Origin of the sequence: Halomonas sp. JS92-SW72 (assembly GCF_003547075.1) — a bacterium.
Lineage (GTDB): Bacteria > Pseudomonadota > Gammaproteobacteria > Pseudomonadales > Halomonadaceae > Halomonas > Halomonas alkalicola.
This window is the reverse complement of the sequence record NZ_CP032147.1, coordinates 99862-115978: the sequence shown is the minus strand read 5'-3', so window position 1 is coordinate 115978 and position 16117 is coordinate 99862. Positions and strand designations below refer to the sequence as shown.

At 72.0% G+C, this 16117-nt stretch carries 10 protein-coding genes; 7 read left to right on the top strand and 3 right to left on the bottom strand.

Annotated elements, in window-relative coordinates:
- The first annotated feature begins 3 nt into the window (after positions 1–3).
- From coxB to D1793_RS00485, 5 genes are read left to right on the top strand one after another with little or no spacing between them, the layout of a single operon-like run.
- A complete protein-coding gene (coxB, locus tag D1793_RS00505) occupies positions 4–1086 on the top strand; it encodes a cytochrome c oxidase subunit II (protein ID WP_205527600.1) in 1083 nt (360 codons plus the stop codon).
- A complete protein-coding gene (gene ctaD, locus D1793_RS00500) occupies positions 1083–3611 on the top strand; it encodes a cytochrome c oxidase subunit I (protein WP_119020407.1) in 2529 nt (842 codons plus the stop codon). Before coxB ends, ctaD begins: the two co-directional genes overlap by 4 nt.
- Positions 3608–3964: a hypothetical protein gene (locus tag D1793_RS00495; RefSeq protein WP_119020406.1), complete on the top strand. Its 357-nt coding sequence runs from the start codon at positions 3608–3610 to the stop codon at positions 3962–3964. The genes ctaD and D1793_RS00495 overlap by 4 nt, the downstream gene beginning before the upstream one ends.
- A 9-nt stretch (positions 3965–3973) precedes the next feature.
- Positions 3974–6232: a cation-translocating P-type ATPase gene (locus D1793_RS00490; protein WP_240407745.1), complete on the top strand. Its 2259-nt coding sequence runs from the start codon at positions 3974–3976 to the stop codon at positions 6230–6232.
- A 44-nt stretch (positions 6233–6276) separates the two neighbouring features.
- Positions 6277–7530: an ATPase, T2SS/T4P/T4SS family gene (locus D1793_RS00485; protein WP_119020405.1), complete on the top strand. Its 1254-nt coding sequence runs from the start codon at positions 6277–6279 to the stop codon at positions 7528–7530.
- 43 nt (positions 7531–7573) lie between these two features.
- Here D1793_RS00485 and D1793_RS00480 read toward each other — a convergent pair whose 3' ends face one another.
- A complete protein-coding gene (locus D1793_RS00480) occupies positions 7574–9976 on the bottom strand; it encodes a xylulose 5-phosphate 3-epimerase (RefSeq protein WP_119020404.1) in 2403 nt (800 codons plus the stop codon).
- A gap of 205 nt (positions 9977–10181) precedes the next feature.
- Between D1793_RS00480 and D1793_RS00475 the strand changes: the two genes are divergently transcribed.
- A complete protein-coding gene (locus D1793_RS00475; protein WP_119020403.1) occupies positions 10182–10796 on the top strand; it encodes a L,D-transpeptidase in 615 nt (204 codons plus the stop codon).
- A gap of 178 nt (positions 10797–10974) precedes the next feature.
- A complete protein-coding gene (locus D1793_RS00470) occupies positions 10975–11238 on the top strand; it encodes an Lpp/OprI family alanine-zipper lipoprotein (RefSeq protein WP_110069744.1) in 264 nt (87 codons plus the stop codon).
- Positions 11239–11343: 105 nt separating this feature from the next.
- Here the strand turns inward: D1793_RS00470 and D1793_RS00465 are convergent, their stop codons facing one another.
- Positions 11344–12369, bottom strand: coding sequence for a L,D-transpeptidase family protein (locus D1793_RS00465; protein WP_119020402.1), 1026 nt, complete (start codon positions 12367–12369; stop codon positions 11344–11346).
- Positions 12370–12578: 209 nt separating this feature from the next.
- The gene (gene mfd, locus D1793_RS00460) at positions 12579–16028 is read right to left on the bottom strand and encodes a transcription-repair coupling factor (protein WP_119023518.1); all 3450 of its coding nucleotides are present in this window, start codon (positions 16026–16028) and stop codon (positions 12579–12581) included.
- Between the last annotated feature and the right edge of the window lie 89 nt (positions 16029–16117).

Genomic DNA, 16117 nt, shown 5'->3' with positions numbered 1-16117 from the left:
GTCATGGGTGGCGTCCCCCTCAGTGAAGGCCGCGGCGGCCGGCGGGTCAACCCGGGCCCGCCGCGCCGGGCGCGGCTCAGGGGAGCGGGCGGGGTGTTCAGCGTGGCGCTCGCCATGGGGTTGAGCGGCTGCAGCGGCAGCCACTCCATCCTCGACCCGGCGGGGCCGGCGGCCCGGGACGTGGCCTGGCTCTGGTGGTGCATGTTGATCGGCTTCGGGCTGGTGTTCGTGGCGGTGGTGGCGCTGTGGCTGGCCGCCTTCCGGCCCCGGGAGCAACCTCGGCGCAGCCCCGAAGCGGAGCGCCGGCTGGGGCTACGCTGGATCCTGGGCGGCGGCATCCTGCTGCCCGGGGTGAGCATCCTGATACTGCTGGCCTTCGGGGTGCCCGCGGGACAGCGGCTGCTGCCCCTGCCGCTGCCCGGTGGGGAGCCCCCGCGGGTGATCGAGGTCACCGGCCACCAGTGGTGGTGGGAGATCCGCTACCCGGACGAGGCGGGCGAGGTGGTCACCGCCAACCACCTGGTGATGCCCGCAGGCGAGCCGGTGGACTTCCACGTCACCGGCGCCGACGTCATCCACGCCTTCTGGGTGCCGCGCCTGGGCGGCAAGATCGACATGATCCCCGGGCGCACCAACCGCATCCGTCTCGAGGCCGACGTCCCGGGCGTGTTCGGCGCCCAGTGCGCCGAATACTGCGGCGTCCAGCACGCCCATATGCAGCTCCACGTGGAGGCGGTGCCGCCCGAGGCATTCGAGGCCTGGCTGGCGGCGCGCCGGGACGCCGAGCCCGAGTCGCTGGATCGGGAAGACGCCCATGCCCCGGCCCGCGAGACCTTCACCGCGCAGTGCGCCAGCTGCCACCGGGTGGCGGGGCTCGCCGAGGGTGACATTGGCCCCGACCTGACCGACCTCGGCGCCCGCGCCACCCTCGGCGCCGGGACCCTGGCCATGGAGGAGGGGGCCGTGGCCCGCTGGCTCGCCGAGCACCAGCGCCTGAAGCCCGGCAACCGCATGCCCGCCCACGATCACCTAGCGCCCGAGGAGCTCGCGGCCCTGGGCGCCTGGCTGGAGGCCCTGGCACCATGAGCGAGACGATGCGACCCACCCCGGAGGCCGAACGGCTGCACCGCGAAATGGAGGCGGTGTGGGGCACTCCCCGCGGCTGGCGCGGGCTCTTCAGCGTGGTCAACCACAGCACCCTGGGGCTGCGCTTCATGGCCACGGGGCTGGTCTTCTTCCTGCTGGGCGGGGTGCTGGCGATGCTGATCCGCACCCAGCTGGCGCTGCCCGACCAGGCCTTCATGTCGCCGGAGATCTACGCCCAGGTCACCACCATGCACGGCACGGTGATGATGTTCCTGTTCGCCATCCCCATGCTGGAGGGGCTGGCGATCTACCTGATTCCGAAGATGATCGGCACCCGGGACCTGGTCTGCCCGCGGCTCACCGCCTTCGGCTACTGGTGCTACCTGTTCGGCGGCATCATCCTCTTCTCGAGCCTGCTGCTGGAGATGGCCCCGGACAGCGGCTGGTTCATGTACACCCCGCTGAGCAGCAGCGAGTTCGCCCCCGGGCCGGGCTCCGACTTCTGGCTTCTGGGCATCACCTTCGTGGAGATCTCGGCGCTGGCCGCCGGGGTGGAGCTCACGGTGTCGATCCTGCGCACCCGGGCGCCGGGCATGGCGCTGCACCGCATGCCGCTCTTCGCCTGGTATATCCTGGCCATGGCGCTGATGATCGTGGTGGGCTTCCCGCCGCTGATTCTCGGCAGCGTGCTGCTGGAGCTGGAGCGCGCCGCGGGGATGCCCTTCTTCACGGTGGCCGGCGGCGGCGACCCCATCCTCTGGCAGCACCTCTTCTGGCTCTTCGGCCACCCCGAGGTCTACATCATCTTCCTGCCGGCGGCGGGCATCGTCTCGACCCTGATCCCGGTGTTCGCCGGGCGTCCCATCGTCGGCTACGGCTGGGTGGTGGCGGCCATCGTCATCACCGGCTTCATCAGCTTCGGGCTCTGGGTGCACCATATGTTCACCGTGGGCATCCCCCAGCTCGCCCAGGCCTTCTTCTCGGCGGCCAGCATGCTGGTGGCGGTGCCCACCGCCATCCAGGTGTTCGTCTGGCTGGCCACCCTCTGGCTGGGGCGGCCGCGCATGACCCTGCCGATGCTGTGGATCACGGGTTTCCTGGTGATCTTCGTCTGCGGCGGGCTCACCGGGGTGATGCTGGCGCTGGTGCCCTTCAACTGGCAGGTCCACGACACCCACTTCGTGGTGGCCCACCTGCACTATGTGCTGGTGGGCGGCATGTTCTTCCCGCTGCTGGCCGGGGCCTACTACTGGCTGCCGCTGGTCACCGGGCGCCTGCCTTCGGAGCGCCTCGGGCGGCTGGGCTTCTGGCTCACCTTCCTGGGCTTCAACCTCACCTTCCTGATCATGCACTGGACCGGGCTTCTCGGCATGCCGCGGCGCGTCTACACCTACGACAGCGCCATGGGCTGGGATCTCGTCAACCTGTTCTCCTCCATCGGCGGCTTCATGATGGCGGCGGGGGTCGCCGCCGTGCTCCTCGACCTGGTGCTCCACGGCCGCTTCGGGCGCACCGCGCCGCGCAACCCCTGGGGCGCCGACACCCTGGAGTGGAGCCTTGCGATGCCGCCGGCCAGCTACAACTTCGTGAGCCTGCCCCGGGTGGAGAGCCGCCACCCGCTGTGGGAGACGCCGACCCTGGGCGACGCCATCGCCCGCGGCGAGTGTGCCCGGCCCGGTGCCGCCCACGGCCGCCGCGAGCTGCTCGGCGGCGAGGCGCTCACCGGTCGGGTACGCGAGGTGATCCACCTGCCCGGCAACAGCCTGCTGCCGCTCTATGCCGCGCTCTGCCTGGCGGTGGTCTGCGTCAGCCTACTGACGCGCCTCTACCCGCTGTCGCTGCTGGGCCTGGCCGGCGCCGGGGTACTGCTGCTGCGCTGGTCCTGGGAGAACGGCGGCCATCGCCGGGCCGCGCCCCTGGGACACGACGAGCCCGAGGATCCGCCGCTGCACTCGCGCACCGCCGACGGCCCCGGGCGCTGGACCATGGGGGTCGCCCTGCTCGCCGACGGCGCCTTCTTCCTGTCGCTGCTGTTCGGCTGGTTCTACCTCTGGACGGTCTCTCCCGAGTGGCAGATGCCGGCGCGCTCGCCGCTCTCGCTGCCGCTGCTGCTCGCCTCCGGGGCGGCCCTCACCCTGGGCACCCTCTGGCTGGAGCGGCGGGTGGCGGCGCTGCAGCGCGGCCGCGAGGCGGGCCTTGTGCTGGCGCTTGGGGGCATCGCGGCGCTGGGCGGGCTGCATGTGGCCCTGCTGGGCCTTGCGCTGGTGAACGCGGGCCTCGCGCCCACCGCTACGGCCCATGACGCCACCCTGCTGGTGGGGCTCGCCTACCTGCTGGGCCACGGCGGCCTCGCCGCCCTGCTGGCCGCGCTGCAGGCCTGGAGGGCAGGTCGCGGCCTGGTGGGGGCCCGGCTGCCCTTCGAGCCCGGGGTGGTGGCGCTGCTGTGGCGCTACCAGCTCGGCGTCTACTGGATCCTGGCGGCGGCCATGGCGCTGCTGCCGCGGCTGACGGGAGCCGGCCCATGACGTTGCTGCGCCGCTGGTGGGCACCCAGCCACCCCGCCCAGCTGCTGCTGGGGCTGACCCTCTGGAGCCTCTGGTTCGTGGCGCTCTACGGCGGGCTCTCGGTGGCCTGTGCGCTGGCGCCGCCGCGGCCGGGGCAGGGCGCGCTCACCGCCATCAACGGCGGGCTCGCCCTGCTTACCCTGGCCACCCTGGGGCTGCTCGCCTGGCTGGCCTGGCGGGGGATGAAGGCCGGCCGGGGCGGCGTGGGCGGCTCGCGCTTTATCGCCCTGACGGGGGCTGGGCTGCACCTCTTCTCGGCGGCCGGGGTGGCCTTCGTCGGCCTGCCCATCGTGGCCCTGCCTCCCTGCCTCTAGGGAGCCGCCATGGCCGCGCCTGCTTCCTCCCTGGATGCCGCTCGAGACGCCCTGGGCGAGGGCGTCGCGAAGGGCGACGCCCGCCTGCTCGGCTCCGTTGCGGGCATGTGGTGCACCAGCTGCGCCCTGGCCATCGAGCACCGCCTGGGGCGCCTGCCCGGGGTGAGCCGGGTGGGGGTCGACTACCTCTCCGCCACCCTGCTGGTGGAGGGCACGCCGGCGGCGGTAGCCCCCGAGCGGGTCGCGGCGGCGCTGGGCCGGCTCGGCTACCGGCTGCGCGACCTGGAGGCGGCGCCAGATGCCCGCCAGCGGCTGGACAGCGAGAGCCGGGCCCTGGCGGGGCGGCTGCTGGCGGCCGCGGTGTTCGGCATGTGGACCATGCTGGCCTCGCTCCTGATCTACGCCGGCGCCCTGCCGGAGCCTCGCCTGGAGCGGGTGCTGGCCTGGGTCTCCGGCGCTTTCGCACTGCCGGTGGTGACGCTCGCCGCCTGGCCCTTCTACCGCGCCGCCTGGCGCACCCTGCGCGCGGGTCGCCCCGGCATGGATGCCCTAGTCTCGCTGGGCGTGATCGGGGCGCTGGCGGTCTCCCTCTGGCTGCTCTGGCGGGGCTCCGCGGAGGTCTACTTCGATACCGCCGTGATGCTGGTGCTGCTGCTGCTGGCGGGACGCTGGGTGGAGACCCTGGCCCGCTATCGCGGGCTGCGCGCCCTGGAGGGGCTGGCCCCGCTGCCGGCGCAAGCCTGCCGGCTGGACCCGAGGGGCGGAGAAGCCCGGGTGCCCGTCGCGGAAGTGGCGGCCGGCGAGCGCCTTCTCGTGGCCAGCGGCGAGACCCTGGCACTGGATGGTGAGCTCCTCGATGCGGCGGCGCGACTGGATCTCGCCCTGCTCACCGGCGAGAGCCGCCCACGCACCCTGACCCGGGGCGCGCGGCTCTCGGCGGGCTGTCGCAACCTGGGTGCCCCCTTCACCCTGAGGGTGACCGCCGGGGTGGGCGAGCGACGCCTGGATGGGCTCTATCGCCAGGTGCAGGCCCTGCAGGCGAGCAAGGGCGAGCTGCGCCGCCTGGCGGAGCGCTTCGCGGCCTGGCTCAGCCCCGCTGCCGTGGCGCTGGCGCTGGTGACCCTGGCCGCCCTGCTGCTGGCCGGGGTTGACCCGGAAGAGGCGGCGGTGCGCGCCCTCTCTGTGCTGGTGGTGGCCTGCCCCTGTGCGGTGGGCCTGGCGGTGCCCCTGGCGAGCCTGGCCGGCACGGCCCGGGCGCTGGAGGCCGGTGTGGTGTTTCGCGACCCGGCGGCCCTGGAGCTCGCCGGCCAGGTTCGCGCCGTGGCCTTCGACAAGACCGGTACCCTGACCCGCGGGGCGCTTCGACTGGCCGCCGTGCGTCCCGCCCCCGGAGTGGCAGAGCATGACCTGCTGGCCCTGGCGGCACGCGCCGAGTGGGGCAGCGAGCACCCCCTGGGGCTCGCGATTCGCACCGCCGCCGCCGAGGCGGGGATCGACCCGCGCCAGGCGCCGGCCGAGGTGCAGGAGCATCCCGGGCGGGGACGCGAGGCCCGCGAGGCCGATGGCACGTGGCTGCGCATCGGCGCCCCCGACTGGCTGGCCGAGCGGGGTGCGGTGCCGGCCAGGCGCGAGGCCGTGCCATCCTGGGCCAGCGAGGTGGCGCTGGCCCGCGATAGCCAGTGGCTGGGGACCCTCTGGCTCGAGGACGACACAGAACCCACCGCCGCGGCGAGCCTCGCGGCGCTGCGCCACCGGGGCCTGACCCTGGCGCTGCTCAGCGGTGATCGCCCGGCGCTGGTGCGCCGCCTCGGCCGGCGGCTGGGGTTGGCGCCCGGGGCCTGCTACGGCGGCCGTTCGCCGGAGGCCAAGCGCCACCTGGTGGCCGCGCTGCCGGGCCCGGTGCTCTATGTGGGAGACGGCATCAACGATGCGCCGGCCCTGGCCGCGGCGGCGGTGGGGGTGGCCACCTCGCAGGCCAGCGCCGCGGCCCGGGATGCCGCGGCGATCCAGCTGCTGGGCCAGGGCGTCCAGGGGGTGGCTTCGGCCATCGCCATCGCCCGGGCCACCCGGCGGGCGATGCGCCAGAACCTCATACTCTCGGGGCTCTACAACGCCCTGGCCCTGGGGCTCGCCGCCTGGATGGTGATCCCGCCCCAGGTGGCGGTGCTGGCCATGGTGGCCAGTTCGCTTTCGGTGGTCGCCAATGCCGCCCGGCTGGGACTGGGCGCCAGCCCGGCAGGCAGTTCCCCGGGATCCCGCCTAGGCTGAGGAGGCCGGTACCCGCCACGGGTGCCCCGACACGCGAGGAGCCCATGGCCGACGAGACGACCCGACCCGCCAATCGCCGCCTGCTGCCGAGGCTGAGTCCGCTGCTGGAGACACCCCCCGGCGCCGGCGACGAGGTGCTGGAGGCCCACGCCCTGCTCGAGGACGCCCTGCGCGCCCGGGCCACCGATATCCACCTGGACCCCCATCAGGAGTACCTGCGTCTGCGCCTGCGCATCGATGGCCGTGTGATCGAGGCGCTGCGCCTGGAGGCCGGTACCGGGTCGCGTCTCATCAACCAGTTCAAGGTGCTGGCGGGGCTCAATCCGGTGCCCGCGCTTGCCGCCGCGGAGGGCAGCTTCAGCTGGCCACCGGGAGAGGAGGGGGACGAGGAGACCTTCCTGCGGGTCACCGCGGTGAGCTGCGTGGCCGGCGAGAAGATGGCGATCCGCTTCCTGGCCCCGCCGGAGACCTTCCGCGACACCCTGTCGCTGGGCATCGGCGAGCAGGGCGCCCGGGGCATGCGTCGCTGGATGGACGCCACCGGCGGCATGCTGCTGGTGGCCGGCCCCACCGGCTCGGGCAAGACCACCACCCTCTACACCCTGCTCAACCAGCTGCGCCTGGAGGAGAGCCACGTGGTGACCCTGGAGGACCCGGTAGAGTACGGCATCCCGGGCATCAACCAGATCCAGGTGGACGCGGCGAGCGGACTCGACTTCGTCACCGGGACCCGCTCGCTGCTGCGTCTCGATCCGGACTATGTGCTGATCGGCGAGATCCGCGACCCCGACTCGGCCCGCGCGGCCCTCAACGTGGCCGGCAGCGGTCGCTCGCTGATGGGCACCCTGCACAGCCGCGACGCGGTTGGCGTGGTCTCGACCCTGCGCCATCTGGGGCTCGGCGACGCCGAGATCAGCGCCAACCTGGGGCTGGTGGTGGCCCAGCGGCTGGTGCGCCGGCTCTGCGAGCACTGCCGCGAGCGCGGCGCGCTGCCCGAGCGCGAGGCCGAGTGGCTCGAGGCCATGGGCGTGGCGCTGCCCGAGGAGACCTGGCGGCCCGGCGGCTGCGACCGCTGTGACGGCCTGGGCTTCCGGGGGCGTATCGGGGTCTTCGAGGTGTGGCAGCCCACCGCCAGCGACCACGGCCTGATCCTGCGCCACGCCGACGAGACGCGCCTGCGCCGTGCGCTGATGGAGCGCGGCGAGACGCTGATGCTGCAGGACGGCCTGACCAAGGCCGAGCGGGGCGTCACCAGCCTGCGCGAGGTGCTGCGTATGGGCGCCCTGCTGCCCAGCTGAGACACTGCCTGCCCGGCGAAGGGGGCGGCGGCTTGGCGCCCGGTCAGTCCCGGCGCAGCACCGCCGGGTCCCCCTCGCCGGCCAGCGCCGCCTGCTCCTCGGCGCCGAGCAGGGCGTCCAGGTCGATACTGGCCACCTCGCTTGCCGCTTCCAGGACATGGGCCCAGGTGGCGCGGTTAGCAAACAGCATGCCGAAGGTGTCCAGGGTGCCGCCGCGGTTGCGGTAGCCCAGGAAGCGCGAGCGCGTGCCGGTGTCCAGGGGGCGCAGCACCCCGGCCAGGGGCTCGGGGCGGCAGTGGGCGAGGAAGACCCGGGCGGGCACCTCGGGCACCAGGGTGCTGAGCCGGCACTGGCTGAGTACGGCGCTGGCCTCGTCCTCGTCCCGTGCCTCGCGCAGCTTGCCCGGTTCCTGGATGACGTAGAGGCTCGTCGCGACGTCCGCCCGCTCCAGGCGCGCCAGGGCGTGCTCCATCTCCGCCAGCTGGTAGGCGCCCACCGCGAAGAGCTGCAGGCGCGGTGAGGGGGCCTCACGCAGGCAGAGCAGGCCATCCTCGGCGAGCCGCGTCGCCTGCTCTTTGGTCAGCCGCACCGGCACCGGGTTCTTGGGCACCACCATCACCGCGATGCGCCCACGGCTGGCGTAGAGCGCCTGCAGGGCGGCGGCGGCGCTGGAGGCATCCACCGGGAAGAGGGTCGGCGCCACGTCGTCCATCTCGCCGAGCCACGCCTCGCACAGGGTCGGGTCCTGGTGGGACTGCTCGTTCTTGCCGTTCTCCCAGGTGTGGGAGCTGGCCAGCACCGGCAGCGAGAGCCAGCCGGGCGGGCGACCCGCCTCGCGGCAGTGGCGGGCGAAGATGATCTCCTGGCGCATGGCGCCGAGCATCTTCACCGCGAAGGCCTCGTAGCTGGCCACCAGGTTGAGCCCCTGCTTGTTGGCCAGCGCCGCGCTGACCACCGCCTCCTCGTTGAGCGCGGTGATCACGGCGCCGTCCAGCGACTCGGCGACGCCGGGCTCGGGGTCGGTGACCCGGTGCTTGAGCCGGTCCAGGGTGAGGTTGAGGCGGTTGGAGCGCATCTCGTCGGGGTTGCCGACCCGCACCCGCAGGCCGGGGTTGGTCGCCACCAGGGCCGCGAAGGCCTCGTCGATGGCGGCCATGGGCGAGATACGCTCGCCCAGGGGCCAGGCGCGCGGTTCGGGCAGGGTGGGCAGGTCGGGATGCGGGTGGGCCAGGGGGTGGTCGCGCTCCCGCACCCGCTCGCTCTCGGCGTGGTTGTTGAGGGTGGCGATGGCCGCGCGCAGCTCGCTCTCGGCGACATGCAGGGCGGCGGCCCCCTCATGGAAGAGGCGCCGGGCGGCCTCGTCCGAGGCGGGGTTGCCCACCAGCGGCAGGTTGTGGGCGGCGTTGGTGCCGGCCCCGGGGAAACCGAAGCCCTTGACCGTCTCGGCGATCACGTAGGGCAGGCGCAGCGGGTAGCGGGCATGGCCGGCGCGGGCCTGCTCGGCCTGGTCGGCGAGCTCCGCCTCGGCGGTGAGGATCGCCCAGACGAAGGCGGCCGGGTCGCGGCCGTCGATGGTCAGGGGGGCGAAGCCGTTGAGCACCAGATGGTCCTCGAACCAGTCGGTGCCGCCGGACTGGCTCATGGTGGTGCGCTGGTCGATGCGCCGCCCGTTGGCGATCATCACCGGCACCACCGGGCCCGAGTCGTCGGCCCGCCACCAGCGCGAGGCCCAGTCGCTGCCGCGCTGCTCCTCGAAGGCGCCGTCGCTGAGGAAGGCTACCAGGTGCTGCCCGGGCAGCGGCATGTGCACGTACTGCAGGCCGGCGAAGCCCAGGTAGCCCCCCTCGCTGACACCGCCGGCGGTGTGGGCGTTGACGTGGCTGCCCAGTGGCGAGACCGGGTGGCCGTCGGGGTCCACCCCGCAGTGGTAGAAGTCGTTGACCAGCCGGGTCAGGCCCTCGTCGCTGAGTTCGTAGCGCGTCGCGTGGGCGGGCCCCAGGTTGTCCACCAGCAGGTTCACGGCGTCGATGGCCGCCACGCAGTGGCCCTGGCCCATCAGCCAGCTGCGGGTGAGGTCGCTCATGGCGTTGGCGGCGAGGTAGCCCACGTAGGCGGGCACCATATTGAGGGCGCCGCCGGTGTGCCCCTCGGGGATGGGCTTGAACGCCTCGGCCTCGAGCGGCGTGCCATCCAGGCGCACGCGGCGGGCGTAGGTCATGTGGGCCACCAGCCACATGCCCATGCAGGCCAGGCGATCGGCGGCGGCGAGCCGCCTGAGCCAGGCCCGGTGGCGCGACGGATCAGCGGCATGGCGCGTGAGCAGCTGGGCGATGCGCTCGAGGGTCACCGGGTCGTGCTGGATCACGCCATATCCTGCGGCCCAGGTGGCGAAGTCGGGGTCGTCGGCGAAGGCGGCGGGAAGGGCGGGGCGGTTCGCTCGGGTCATGAGGGCTCCTGGTTGGCTAGCGCGAGGCCTGGCAGGGGAGGCGGGTCGACCCGCCGTCTCCCCTCCAGACTAGATGGCGCCGCGCCGGGTGGCCATGCCCTGGATCAGCGCCGGCCGCGTTGAGGCTCGGGACCTGACAGACGGGGGGAGGGTGCGCTATAAACGCTGGAGTTTCCTTCACCGTCCCGGCTCGAGCGTCCTACCGATGAAATCGCTATCCCGTCGCCGCTTCACCCTGCTGGCCCTCGGCGCACCCGTGGCGCTGCTCGGCACCCAGGGGGCCTCCGCCAACCTGATCGAGACCGTGCTCTCCCGGGCCCATCTGCCCCGCCACAGCGACGAGGTCTGGGTGCTGGTGGACGACCGCGAGGCGACCCTGACGGTCTATCGCGGCAACCGCCAGCTGGAGCGCTTCGCGCCCATCTCGCTCGGCCGCAGCGGTGCCAGCGCGGCGCGCCGTCGCGGCAGCAATGTCACCCCCCTGGGCGAGTTCCGGGTCAATCGCTTCAATCACGAGAGCGACTGGCACATCTTCATCGGGCTGGACTACCCCACGCCGACCCATGCGCGCATGGCGCTGGAGGAGGGGGTCTTCACCCAGCAGGACTACGACCACTACTTCGACTACTACCGTCAGCGCGGCTATCCGCCCCAGCAGACGGCGCTCGGCGGCTTCATCGGTATCCACGGTATCGGCAAGGGCGATCCCGACGTTCACCAGCAGTTTCACTGGACTCAGGGGTGCGTGGCAGTGACCGATGAGCAGATCGAACGGCTCGCCTCGTTGATCGACATTGGCACCCGCGTCGTGATCCGCTAGGCTGTTACTTGCGTAAGGGAAGATCAAAGCTATGGACAAGCGCCGTTGTCTATAATAAAACAGCGTTTGACTCCTGTGCTAAGCAGCACAAGTCGCTGCAAGATGGCCTGCTCGTGCAGGAAGCCTGATTCCAGGCAATCACCAACGCAGTACCCAAGGAAGACTCAAGGAGAACACCATGACTCTGAAGACCACCCTGAAGCTGACCGCCGCCGCTGCCTCCCTGGCCATTCTGGCTGGCTGTGCCTCCACCAGCGCCCTGGAAGAAGTTCGCCAGACCGCTGAATCCGCACAGGCCGACGCTGCCGAAGCTCGCAGCATCGCTACCCAGGCCCAGAACACCGCCAACCAGGCGCAGCGCGACGCCCAGGCGGCCCTGCAGATGTCCGAGCAGAACCGCGACGAAATGAACCGCATGTTCCAGCGCTCCATGCAGAAGTAATTCTGCCGGAGTGCCGGCGCTGCCTCCGGGCAGCGGTGGTTCTGCAACAAGAGAAGACCCCGCCTCGGCGGGGTCTTCTCGTTGTGGGGCGGGCGCCTCGGGCGATTACCGCGCGCTCAGCTCCAGCTCGCCGCCGAAGAGGTCATCGACCTCCAGTTCGGGGGCGGCGGGGGTAGGGGCCTCGTCCGCGGTGTGCAGCAGCGACACGATCAGGCCGTCGGGCTGCTCGACCAGCTCGCGCAGGCGGGCGTAGTCCACCGGCGGCTGCTCGTCGCCGAAGGCCTTGGCCACGGTCTCGATGGCGTTGAGCAGGGGCTCGAAGCTGGCCTCGTTCTCCTCCAGCGGGGGGAAGGACTGGGCGTAGAGGGTGCCGTCCGGCGCCCAGCCGGCCTTGAAGGGCTGGTCGATGATGTTGACCCGGGTGCCGCTGGGCACGCGCTCGTAGAGCGACTCGATGTCCTCCGGGAACATGCGGATGCAGCCGCGGCTGGCCCGCATGCCGACCCCATCGGGACGGTTGGTGCCGTGGATCAGGTAGCTGGGGATGCCCAGCAGGATGGCATGGCGGCCAAGCGGGTTGTCCGGGCCGGGGGGCACCACGGCGGGCGGCGGCTCGCCGCGGGCGGCGGCTTCCTCGCGCATGGAGCGGGGTGGCGACCAGTGGGGATCCTTCACCTTGACGGTGGTACGGGTCACGCCCACCGGGGTGGAGAAGCCGTCGCGGCCGACGCTGATCGGGTAGGTCTCCACGATGCCCGGGGCGGAGTAGTAGTAGAGCCGCATCTCGGAGAGGTTGATGACGATGCCCTCGCGCTCGGCGTCGGGCAGGATGTGCTGGTTGGGAATCGTCACCTCGGTGCCTGCGAAGGGAGCCCAGATGCTGACGTCGGGGTTGGCCATGCGGATGGCCTCGTAGCCCACGTTGTGGGTGCGAGCCAGGTCGACCAGGGTGTCCCCCTCCTGCACGGTGACCGTGTAGTTCTCACCGATCACGTTGCCGGCCTCCGGCAGCGGGAAATGGCCTCGCGGCCACTCGCGTTCCTCGGCCAGGGCGCCGGTGGCGAGCAGGGCGGAGAGGCCCAGGGTGATGGCGCAGCGGGCGGTGCGCCTTGCCAGTGTCGTGGTGTTCATCAACGTCGTTCTTCTCGTGTGGGGCGCCGACCCTGGGGGTCGAGGCCGGCCGTCTTTACGGGCGCTTTACGGGCGCCGGGCGCTCCCTGCCCGGTGCCATCGGTTATCGGTCGCAATGAGATGCCTTGCCGACAGTATAGATTGCCCTGAGCCGCGGCGGTTCGCCACTCTTTTGGAAGCCGCTTGGGAGGCCGCTTTGAAGGCGGCGCTCAGGCCGCCTCTGCCTTGCGGTTGAGGGTCTCGAGCAGCTGCTCCACCGCCTGGAAGCGGGCCTCCTCCTGTTCCATGGCCGCCTCGAAGCGCAGGGTGTCGGCGCCGTCGAGCCGGTAGCGCTTCGGTTCGCGTTGGATCAGCTCCACCAGGGTCAGCGGGTCGACCCGGGTATGGCCGCCGAAGATCACCCGGCCCCGCTCGGGGCCCGCCTCCAGCTTGACGATGCCCAGACGCTCGGCGCGCTGGCGCAGCCGGGTCTGGCGCAGCAGGGTCTTGACCGGCGCCGGCAGCAGGCCGAAGCGATCGATCATCTCCACCTGCAGCTCCTTGAGGGCGGCCTCGTCGGCGGCGCTGCTGATGCGCTTGTACATCACCAGGCGCTGCTGGACATCGTGGAGGTAGTCGTCAGGGATCAGCGCCGGCAGGTTGAGGCTGACCTCGACCCCTTCGTCCAGCGGGGATTCGATGTTGGGCGTCTTGCCGGCGCGGATCGCCGCCACCGCGCGGTCGAGCATCTGCATGTAGAGGCCGTAGCCGATCGCCTCCATCTGCCCGCTCTGCTCCTCGCCGAGCAGCTCGCCGGCGCCGCGGATCTCCATGTCGTGGCTGGCCAGGGTGAAGCCGGCCCCCAGGGCGTCGGCGCCGGAGATGGCCTCCAGGCGCTTGACGGCGTCCTTGGTCATTGCCCTGGGCGGCGGCGTGAGCAGGTAGGCGTAGGCCTGGTGGTGGCTGCGCCCGACCCGGCCGCGCAGCTGGTGCAGCTGGGCCAGGCCGAACTTGTCGGCCCGCTCGATCAGGATGGTGTTGGCGCTGGGCACGTCGATGCCGGTCTCGATGATGGTGGAGCAGACCAGCACGTTGAAGCGCTTGTGGTAGAAGTCTGACATCACCCGCTCCAGCGCCCGTTCCGGCAGCTGGCCGTGGGCCACCCCGACCCGCGCCTCGGGCACCAGGTCACGCAGCGTCTCGGCGGCGGTCTCGATGGTCTTGACCTCGTTGTGCAGAAAGTAGACCTGCCCGCCGCGGAGGATCTCGCGCAGGATCGCCTCCTTGATGAGCGGCTCCTCGCGGCGCTGCACGAAGGTCTTCACCGAGAGCCGGCGCGCCGGCGGGGTGGCGATGATGGAGAGGTCGCGGATGCCGCTCATCGCCATGTTCAGGGTGCGCGGGATGGGCGTGGCGGTCATGGTGAGGATGTCCACCTCGGCGCGCAGGCTCTTCAGGCGCTCCTTCTGGGCCACCCCGAAGCGGTGCTCCTCGTCGATGATCAGAAGCCCCATCTTCGGCAGCTTCATGGACTTCGCGAGCAGCTTGTGGGTGCCGATGACGATGTCCGCCTGGCCCTCCTCGATGCGCTTGAGCGCTGCCGACTGCCCCTTGCCGGCGGTGAAGCGCGACACCAGCTCGATATTGACCGCAGTATCGGCGAAACGGTCGCGGAAGTTCTCGAAGTGCTGGCGGGCGAGCAGGGTAGTGGGCACCAGCACCACCACCTGGCGGCCGGAATGCACCGCCAGGAAGGCGGCGCGCATGGCCACCTCGGTCTTGCCGAAGCCGACGTCGCCGCACACCACGCGGTCCATGGGGCGCGGGGCGGTCATGTCCTCGATCACCGCGGCGATGGCGGCGCGCTGGTCCGGGGTCTCCTCGAAAGGGAAGGCGGCGGCGAAGCGGGCGTATTCGATATCGGGGGCGGCGCAGGCGAAGCCCTCCCGGGCCTCGCGGCGGGCGTAGATGTCGAGCAGCTCGGCGGCGGTGTCGCGGATCTTCTCGGCGGCCTTCTTCCGGGCCTTCTCCCACTGGTCGGAGCCGAGGCGATGCAGGGGGGCCAGCTCGTCGTCGGCGCCGGCATAGCGCGATATCAGGTGCAGGCTCTCCACCGGTACGTAGAGCCGCGCCCCCTCGGCGTACTCCAGGGTCACGAACTCCGCGGCCTGGCCGCCGGCCTCCAGGGTCTCGAGCCCCTTGTAGCGTCCCACGCCGTGGGTCTGGTGCACCACCGGCGCGCCGGGGCGCAGCTCCGAGAGGTGGCGAATGGCCAGCTCGTCGGCGTCGGTGGCCTTCTCCCGGCGCCGGCTCTGGCGGACCACCTCGCCGTAGAGCTCGGATTCGCTGATCACCGCGAGATCGGGCTCGGTCAGCCACAGGCCCGCCTCGAGCTCGCCCTCGGTGATCGCCATGGCCGCCTCGCCGGCGAGGAAGTCGGCGAAGTCCGCGACGTGGGGCAGAGCGAGGCGCAGCGGCGCCAGGGCCTCCTCCAGGGCCTCGCGGCGCCCGCGGGACTCCGCCACGAAGAGCACGCGGCTGCTGGCGTGCTGAGCCAGGAAGCTCGACAGCGCTGCCAGCGGCTCCCTGGCGCGGGCATTGATGCCCACCTCGGGCGGGGCCTGGCTGGCCGGGGCCAGGGCGTGGCGATGGTCGGCCTCCTCGGTGAGCGCCACCCGAGGGTGGCGCTTGATGGCGCTGAACACCTCGGCCACCGGCACGAAGGCGCGGTGGGGGGGGAGCAGCGGTCGGGCGGGGTCGACCCCGAGGTTCTCGAAGCGGCTCTCGATGGCCGCCCAGTGGTGCTCGGCGGCGGCGTGCACGCCCGGCAGCAGGGCGACCCGGGTGCCCTCGGCCAGGTGCTCGAAGAGCGTCGCGGTCTCCTCGAAGAAGAGCGGCAGGTACTGCTCGAGGCCCGGGGAGGGGATGCCCTTGAGGGCGTCGACGTAGAGCGGACACTGGCGCGGGTCGACGTCGAACAGGGTCTCGAACCCCTCGCGGAAGCAGGCGATGGCGCTGCGCGAGAGCGAGTATTCGTGGGCCGGCAGCAGGTCGACTCGCTCGACCTTGTCCTGGCTGCGCTGGGTATCCGGGTCGAAGCGGCGCAGGGTGTCGATCTCGTCATCGAACAGGTCGATGCGCAGCGGCGCCTCGGTGCCCATGGGGAAGAGGTCGATGATGGCCCCGCGCAGCGCGTACTCGCCGGGCTCGTAGACGGTCTCCACCGCCCGGTAGCCGGCCCGGGAGAGCGCTTCACGGAAGCGCTCGCGGTCGAGCCGCTGGCCCACCTCCAGGGTGAGCACCCGCCCGGCGATGTACTCAACCGGCGGCAGCCGCTGCATCAGCGTATTGATGGGTACCAGCACGATGCCGTGCTCGCCGTCCTGCAGCCGACGCAGGGTGCGCAGCCGCGCCGAGACGATGTCCTGGTGGGGCGAGAAGCTGTCGTAGGGCAGCGTCTCCCAGTCGGGGAAGGGCAGCACCGGCACCCGGCTGTAGAAGGCGAGCTCGCTCTCCAGGCGCAGCGCCTGGGCCGTGTCGGCGGTGATCACCAGCAGCGGGGCATCCTCGGCCAGGCGCGCCAGGGCCAGGGCGGCGGCGCTGCCCTGGGGGGCCTGCCAGTAGAGGGTGTCGCGCACACCCTCGGGGCGCGGCGGATCCAGCGGCGAGAAGTTGGGCATGGTCACGTCGGTCGGCTGATGGACGGCTTGGAAAGGGCGCATGATAGCAGATCCCGGTCGGCCGCCGGCTTGTAGTCGGGCGTGGCCTT

What these genes read in the sequence shown, in the direction of transcription:
- ctaD (WP_119020407.1), top strand. Translation starts at nt 1,083, where the DNA reads ATGAGCGAGACGATGCGACCCACCCCGGAGGCCGAACGGCTGCACCGC.
- D1793_RS00480 (WP_119020404.1), bottom strand. Translation starts at nt 9,976, where the DNA reads ATGACCCGAGCGAACCGCCCCGCCCTTCCCGCCGCCTTCGCCGACGAC.
- D1793_RS00475 (WP_119020403.1), top strand. Translation starts at nt 10,182, where the DNA reads ATGAAATCGCTATCCCGTCGCCGCTTCACCCTGCTGGCCCTCGGCGCA.
- mfd (WP_119023518.1), bottom strand. Translation starts at nt 16,028, where the DNA reads ATGCCCAACTTCTCGCCGCTGGATCCGCCGCGCCCCGAGGGTGTGCGC.
- D1793_RS00485 (WP_119020405.1), top strand. Translation starts at nt 6,277, where the DNA reads ATGGCCGACGAGACGACCCGACCCGCCAATCGCCGCCTGCTGCCGAGG.
- D1793_RS00495 (WP_119020406.1), top strand. Translation starts at nt 3,608, where the DNA reads ATGACGTTGCTGCGCCGCTGGTGGGCACCCAGCCACCCCGCCCAGCTG.
- D1793_RS00490 (WP_240407745.1), top strand. Translation starts at nt 3,974, where the DNA reads ATGGCCGCGCCTGCTTCCTCCCTGGATGCCGCTCGAGACGCCCTGGGC.
- coxB (WP_205527600.1), top strand. Translation starts at nt 4, where the DNA reads ATGGGTGGCGTCCCCCTCAGTGAAGGCCGCGGCGGCCGGCGGGTCAAC.
- D1793_RS00465 (WP_119020402.1), bottom strand. Translation starts at nt 12,369, where the DNA reads ATGAACACCACGACACTGGCAAGGCGCACCGCCCGCTGCGCCATCACC.
- D1793_RS00470 (WP_110069744.1), top strand. Translation starts at nt 10,975, where the DNA reads ATGACTCTGAAGACCACCCTGAAGCTGACCGCCGCCGCTGCCTCCCTG.